This window comes from Companilactobacillus sp. HBUAS59699 (genome assembly GCF_036913575.1).
Lineage (GTDB): Bacteria > Bacillota > Bacilli > Lactobacillales > Lactobacillaceae > Companilactobacillus.
In genome coordinates, this window is the sequence record NZ_JAYKTV010000002.1 from 611,260 (window position 1) to 617,264 (window position 6,005).

Genomic DNA, 6,005 nt, shown 5'->3' on the forward strand with positions numbered 1-6,005 from the left:
GTACTAAAAAAACGACCTCTCAATTAAGAGAAGTCGTTTTTGTGTTTTAAGCGTTAAGTTGTGGACCATTAGTTCGTTTAGCAATCGCAGGTAAGATCAAGCCCAATAAGATAAAGATAATTGGGGTAGCGATGTTAAGTGCTAATTGGAACCACCAAGAACTTGGATCTTGTGCCATATTCATCTTAGGTACCATACCCATGATGCAGGCGAAGGCAGTTAAGAAGAAGGTCCATAGACCGAATCCAAAGCCAACGTACTTGTTCTTAACAAACATATAGTCTGACTTGTACTTATCCAGTTGCATCGTCAAAAGCATGTATGCCAGGAATACCCATAAGTAACGCATTGGCATCACGATTGAGTTCAAGTTAAGCATCCAGTTGTATAAGTCATTCATTCCGTTGATACCAAGTGCTGGTACGATGATCAAGATAGAAACTAAGGCAGCCGTCATGTAATAACCGTTGATGGCAATACCCCTTTTGTTCTTCTTGCTCAACGCCTTAGGGATGTACTTAGCATCAGCGTCATCGAGTAACATTCTAAGCGGCGCATCGATCGAGATGGCTAGAGCAGCAGCTGAAGCTAAGGTATTCGTAATGGCGAACGCCCAGACGAACAAGTTACCGACGTGGAAACTGTTGCCTAAGAATTGGAAAGCTTGGTAAGCACCATTAGCCATTAAGTCGGCTGGAATATGGTTTGAATCAACGATCATCCCAATAGCGAATGATCCCAGAATGGCTGAAACAGCAACCATAATCGCTAGGATGATCATTCCTAGAGGGAATTCTTTAGAAGCATTTTTGGTCTTATTAACGTAAGGCGAGATTTTTTCACACCCACCAACGGCAAAAACTAACATCGAAATAGTCGTGAAGTACTGCATGTCGAATTTCGGTATATAAGTATGAATATCAGACATATTCGGTGTAGCGATTTGAACGTGAGTGATAAAAGGTGCACTGACACCCAAGATGATGAAGAGCATTGACATAACGAACATGGCAATTCCGGCAATACTACCGATATTGTTCAGTGTCGCAGCTCCCTTGCTGGCAATCCAGACAAAGGCAAGGAAAATCACCAAACTGAGTCCTTGAACTAGTAATGGAGAGGCCGAGTTAACGAACGATCCATTCCCCTTGAACAGCCAACTGAGACTGATCATGATAATTTGTGGTTTCTGAGCTAAATATGGAACGTGAACCACCCAATAAGTCCAAGCGGCGAAGTAAGCTAGTTTATTGTTGGAAAGCATTTTGATCCATGAACTAACTCCACCACCAGAATTTTGAAAAGCTGATCCCAATTGTCCAACCATTAAAGTGTATGGGACAAAGTATAAGATCATTATTAAGATCCAAGATGTTACAACAGCTAAGCCTTGATTGGCGAAGTTATTGATAACATTATTCAACCCCCAGACAGAAGTAAAACCGATTAAGGCAATGTTCCACCATCTGAAGGTCTTCGCATTATTCTTTGTTTCTGGCATGAAAATATCCTCCTACGAAGGAAGATTATACAGTAAACAAATGTCAATTGAACCTAAAAATTAACGTTTTATTTTTCGAAAATAGATAATTCCTTTTACTAGTGAGATCAAGTATTGGGCCGAGAATAATCCAACTGCCAAGAAAGAGGCAATCAAAAAAGTTGTAATAGCTTGTTCCAAAGAATCGATGTATTTGTTCTGAACCATATAAAGAATAGTTCGATAAGCGTTGCCCCCAGGAACAAGATTGACGAGACAAGGGATGTAAATAATGTTTTCTGGTAATTTGAATTTTCGTGAAAGATAGTAAGTTAGTAGTCCGATCGTCAGTGCACCGACAAAATTAGCGAATAGGATATTGACATGAGCCCAGTTTTTTAAGACCCAAAAGATCGTCCAACTTAAACCACCGGTTACCCCGATGATCCCGGCGGCACGATGTGGGGCATTCGTAATCAACGAAAATCCGATCGCTGATGCGGAACTCAAAGCGAGATTCAACAAAATTGCCAACATAATGTGGGCCTCCTTAGAATAAGATCAAAGCGGTGGCGATGCCAAAACCGATGCTGCTGGCAACCAGTAAGGCATCTAGTAATTTAACAGCTGAACTCAAGGCGTGACGCATGACTAATTCTCTAATAGCGTTAGTGATCGCTACTCCTGGAACCAGTGGCATGATAGCTCCGATGATTATATTATGATATTGGTCGACTAAGTTGAAGCGACTCAATAAGATAGAAAGAATAGCAATGACGAATCCAGAGATAAATAGATCAACGTAGGGCATACTTGATAGTTTGGCCAAGTAGTATGAGACCCCGTAACCGATCGTACCGACAACAAAACAATATAAGAAGTAATACAACGGCATCGTAAAGACCAGCATCGGTGCCATGGAGACAAAACCAGCCCCGATCGCCTTCAAATAAAAAGGAAAATCCGTTGTATGTTTATCTTGATAAATTTTTTCGATCTCTTCAGTAAAAGTTTTCGGACTGAGTTTTTTCTCAGCCAATTTACGTGACATCGTATTGATATCGTCAATCATCTGCAGATTAGTCCCGCCGAGAGTCGACTTGATGAATTTAGAATTATGATCGTCAACTTCAACGAAAACCGCCGTTACGGTAACGTAACAGTTGACTTGATGACCGAGAGATTTGCCAATTCTTTCTATTGTATCTTCGATCCGGTACGATTCTGCACCGCCGCTGATCAAAAGATAACCTGTTTTTAGACACAGTTCGGATACTTGTTGAGCACTAGTCTTCCTCATCATTAGTAACCCCCTATTCAATCGGGATTTAGACAAAGTAATTATCGTTATTTAAAATTATAACGTCATTCTGATTTTTGAGGGTAAATTTGACAGTTTTGATTAAACTTTTATAATAGTGTCTAATGCATTTGTCTGCCTGGTTTAATTTGTTAATCAAATTGGGCTGTATAATTGTGTTCTATCTATATATAATAAAAAGGTAGTTTGTAATTTCGGATACACTAATTGGAGTTTAATATGGACAATAATAATAATATGTCTAGAGAACAAAGAAAGATATCTAGGAACAGTGCCTTGTCTAGCGGCAATGGCGGTGGTGGCAACCATCCTTTCTTAAAAGTAATGGGATTGGCACTGTTAGTAGCTTTCTTTGTTATTGGTGCTTACGGATTCAGATTGTATGCTCAAGCCCAAAATTCTCTGGGAAATACGTACAAAGCCCTCGATGGCAAAGCACCCTCAGCTAAGATCAGTAACAAGAAGCCCGTTTCAATCTTACTGTTAGGTGTTGATACGACTGATAATGGTGTCAGAGATACTGAGACTGATTATCGTGGTAATTCCGATACAATGATCGTTGTAACGGTCAACCCTAAGACAAATAAGACTACTATGGTATCTGTACCACGTGATACGATGGCTCAAATTTGGAAGGGTGTGGGTAATAATACTCACAAGATCGCTAAGATCAACTCAGCTTATAACGTTGGTAATGAAGAGAGTGCAGTCGTTACAACTGAAAAACTCTTGAACGTTCCAATCGATTATTATGTTAAAGTCGATTTTAATTCATTGAAGAAGATCGTTAATGCTGTCGGCGGTGTTGACGTGGATGTGCCGTTCAGCTTTTCTTACGGTGATACTGGTGAAAAAGAATCACATTTCAAGAAGGGCAAGATGCATTTGAATGGCAAACAAGCCTTGGATTATTCTCGAATGAGATATGAAGATCCTGAAGGTGACTATGGTCGACAAAAACGTCAGCGTCAAGTTATCACAGCTATCATTAAGAGTGCAGCTTCGGCGAAGACGTTCACACGTTATCAAAAAGTCTTAGATAGTATTTCTAATTCAATGACAACTAACCTTAGTTTTACGGACATGCAATCGATGTTCTTGAATTATAGTGGTGCAGCTAAGAAGATCGGCTCAGATCATCTTCAAGGATATGGATCAATGATCAGTGGTTCTTCATACGAGATTGCTCCAACTAAAGAATTACAACGAGTATCGAATAAGTTGAGGAAGTCGTTGGATCTATCTGAAGAAACTTTGGATAATCAAGAGACTAAACTCAACAAGTATAATGAGAAGCTTGGTTTTTCATTTGAGTACACAGGAACTCAGACACAAAATTACGAGATAAAAATGAGTTCCACAACATCAAGTAGTAGTAGTACTACCAGTAGCGAAAGAACTGAACCTGAGCACAGTTTTACTGGATCAGGTCCAAATAACTATTAATAGTAGATAAAAATAACATGAGGGCTGAAACATGTAATTGTTTCAGCCTTTTGTTATGGTGTTAAGAGACATAAGGAGATTTAATATGAGCGTTTTAGAAGTACATAACTTGACGCAGCAATTCTTGGACAAGAGATTGTATGACGATGCAAGTTTACAAGTGAATAAAGAAGATCACTTGGGGATCACTGGTCAGAATGGAGTTGGTAAGTCGACTTTCATCAAGATCTTGACAGGACAGATCGAACCTGACGAAGGTAAGATCACCTGGCAAAAACATTTGACGATCGGTTATTTGGATCAGCAGGCTAAGTTGGTTGAAGGGATGACTGTCAAAGAATACTTACAGACAGCTTTTAGCAAACTATATGAAGCAAATGACAAATTAACTGAGATCTATATGAATGATCCCGATGAAGATGATCTTGTAAAGGCAGGGAAACTACAAGAAATTTTGGATGCGAACGACTTTTACGAACTAGATACTAAGATCGAACAAGTTGCCACGGGTCTAGGATTAGATGCCATTGGTTACGACCACGATGTTTCTAAGCTTAGTGGTGGTCAACGTTCAAAGATTATTTTGGCAAAGATCCTCTTGGAGAAGCCAGATATGATCCTCTTAGATGAGCCAACTAATTATTTGGATACTAACCATATTGAATGGCTATCCGACTATTTGAATGACTTCGATGGTGCCTTCATCGTTATTTCCCACGATTATAACTTCTTGGATAAGATCGTTAACTGTGTAGCTGATATTGAATTCGGTAAGATCACTAAGTACACTGGTAATTTGAAACAAGTGCAAAAGCAAAAGTCAGCGAATAAAGAGACTTACATGAAAGCTTACGTTAAACAACAAGAAAAAATCGCTAAAACTAAAGCCTATATCAGAAAATTCAAAGCTGGTAGTCGCTCTAAAAGTGCAAAGAGTCGTGAAAAGCAACTAGCCCATATGGATGTTTTGACACCTCCAGGGAATAAGACTATCGGAAGCTTCGGTTTCCCCTATGCTGAAATACCAAGCTCTAGAATGGTTCTGGAAGTCAATAACCTCAAGATTGGTTATGATAAGGCCTTATTCGAGCAAAAACTCAACTTCTCGATCGTTAGTGGTGAGAAGATGGTTATTAAAGGATTCAACGGTATCGGTAAGTCGACCTTGATCAAGACTTTATTAGGTAAGATCAAACCGATCGAAGGTAACTTTGATTTTTCAGAAGTAGTCAAGATCGGTTACTTTAAGCAGGATTTAGTTTGGAACAACAATATGGAAACACCATTCCAGATCGTTAGTCGTGATCACCCTGATAAGGATAGTAAAGAGATTCGTCGTGTCCTAGCTCGAACGGGATTGACTAATCAACAGATCATGTCTAACATTCGTTCACTCTCTGGTGGGGAGCAGACTAAGGTCAAATTAGCTGATCTAATGTTTGATCCTACCAACTTTCTATTCATGGACGAACCAACTAATCATTTGGACGATGAGAGTAAAGCTGCTTTACGTAAAGGGCTTAGAAACTATGATGGATCAATGATTCTAGTCACTCACGAAGAGGATTTTTACAGTAGTGATTGGATCGATAAAGTGCTTGATATCGAAGAAATCAAAAAAAATTAACTTTTTTTCAAAAAGTACTTGCAAAGGTGTTACTTCAATAGTAATATATTACCTGTTGTTGCGATACAGCAACGGCGACAACGACTTCAGAGCTTCTTGTTCTCAAGTTGTTAAATAATTAATTTAAAAAA

At 39.2% G+C, this 6,005-nt stretch carries 5 protein-coding genes; 2 read left to right on the forward strand and 3 right to left on the reverse strand.

What is annotated here, in order from left to right; all coding sequences use genetic code 11:
* Positions 1-46: 46 nt before the first annotated feature.
* Genes U8519_RS06520 through U8519_RS06530 form a run of 3 tightly spaced genes read right to left on the reverse strand, consistent with a single transcriptional unit; the run spans position 47 to position 2,783 of the window.
* Positions 47-1,501 carry an amino acid permease gene (locus U8519_RS06520; RefSeq protein ID WP_334329495.1) on the reverse strand — a complete coding sequence of 485 codons (1,455 nt, stop codon included), beginning with the start codon at positions 1,499-1,501 and terminating at the stop codon, positions 47-49.
* Positions 1,502-1,561: 60 nt separating this feature from the next.
* Positions 1,562-2,017, reverse strand: coding sequence for a threonine/serine exporter family protein (locus U8519_RS06525; RefSeq protein WP_334329496.1), 456 nt, complete (start codon positions 2,015-2,017; stop codon positions 1,562-1,564).
* 13 nt (positions 2,018-2,030) lie between these two features.
* On the reverse strand, positions 2,031-2,783 hold the full coding sequence (locus U8519_RS06530) for a threonine/serine exporter family protein (RefSeq protein ID WP_334329497.1): 753 nt from the start codon (positions 2,781-2,783) through the stop codon (positions 2,031-2,033).
* 237 nt (positions 2,784-3,020) lie between these two features.
* On the opposite strand from U8519_RS06530, the gene U8519_RS06535 reads away from it, so the two are divergent.
* A complete protein-coding gene (locus U8519_RS06535; RefSeq protein ID WP_334329498.1) occupies positions 3,021-4,247 on the forward strand; it encodes an LCP family glycopolymer transferase in 1,227 nt (408 codons plus the stop codon).
* An 85-nt stretch (positions 4,248-4,332) separates the two neighbouring features.
* Positions 4,333-5,874 (forward strand): ABC-F family ATP-binding cassette domain-containing protein, encoded by a 1,542-nt coding sequence (locus tag U8519_RS06540; RefSeq protein WP_334329499.1) that lies wholly within the window; start codon positions 4,333-4,335, stop codon positions 5,872-5,874.
* Positions 5,875-6,005 lie beyond the last annotated feature (131 nt).

What these genes read in the sequence shown, in the direction of transcription:
- U8519_RS06520 (WP_334329495.1), bottom strand. Translation starts at nt 1,501, where the DNA reads ATGCCAGAAACAAAGAATAATGCGAAGACCTTCAGATGGTGGAACATT.
- U8519_RS06525 (WP_334329496.1), bottom strand. Translation starts at nt 2,017, where the DNA reads ATGTTGGCAATTTTGTTGAATCTCGCTTTGAGTTCCGCATCAGCGATC.
- U8519_RS06530 (WP_334329497.1), bottom strand. Translation starts at nt 2,783, where the DNA reads ATGATGAGGAAGACTAGTGCTCAACAAGTATCCGAACTGTGTCTAAAA.
- U8519_RS06535 (WP_334329498.1), top strand. Translation starts at nt 3,021, where the DNA reads ATGGACAATAATAATAATATGTCTAGAGAACAAAGAAAGATATCTAGG.
- U8519_RS06540 (WP_334329499.1), top strand. Translation starts at nt 4,333, where the DNA reads ATGAGCGTTTTAGAAGTACATAACTTGACGCAGCAATTCTTGGACAAG.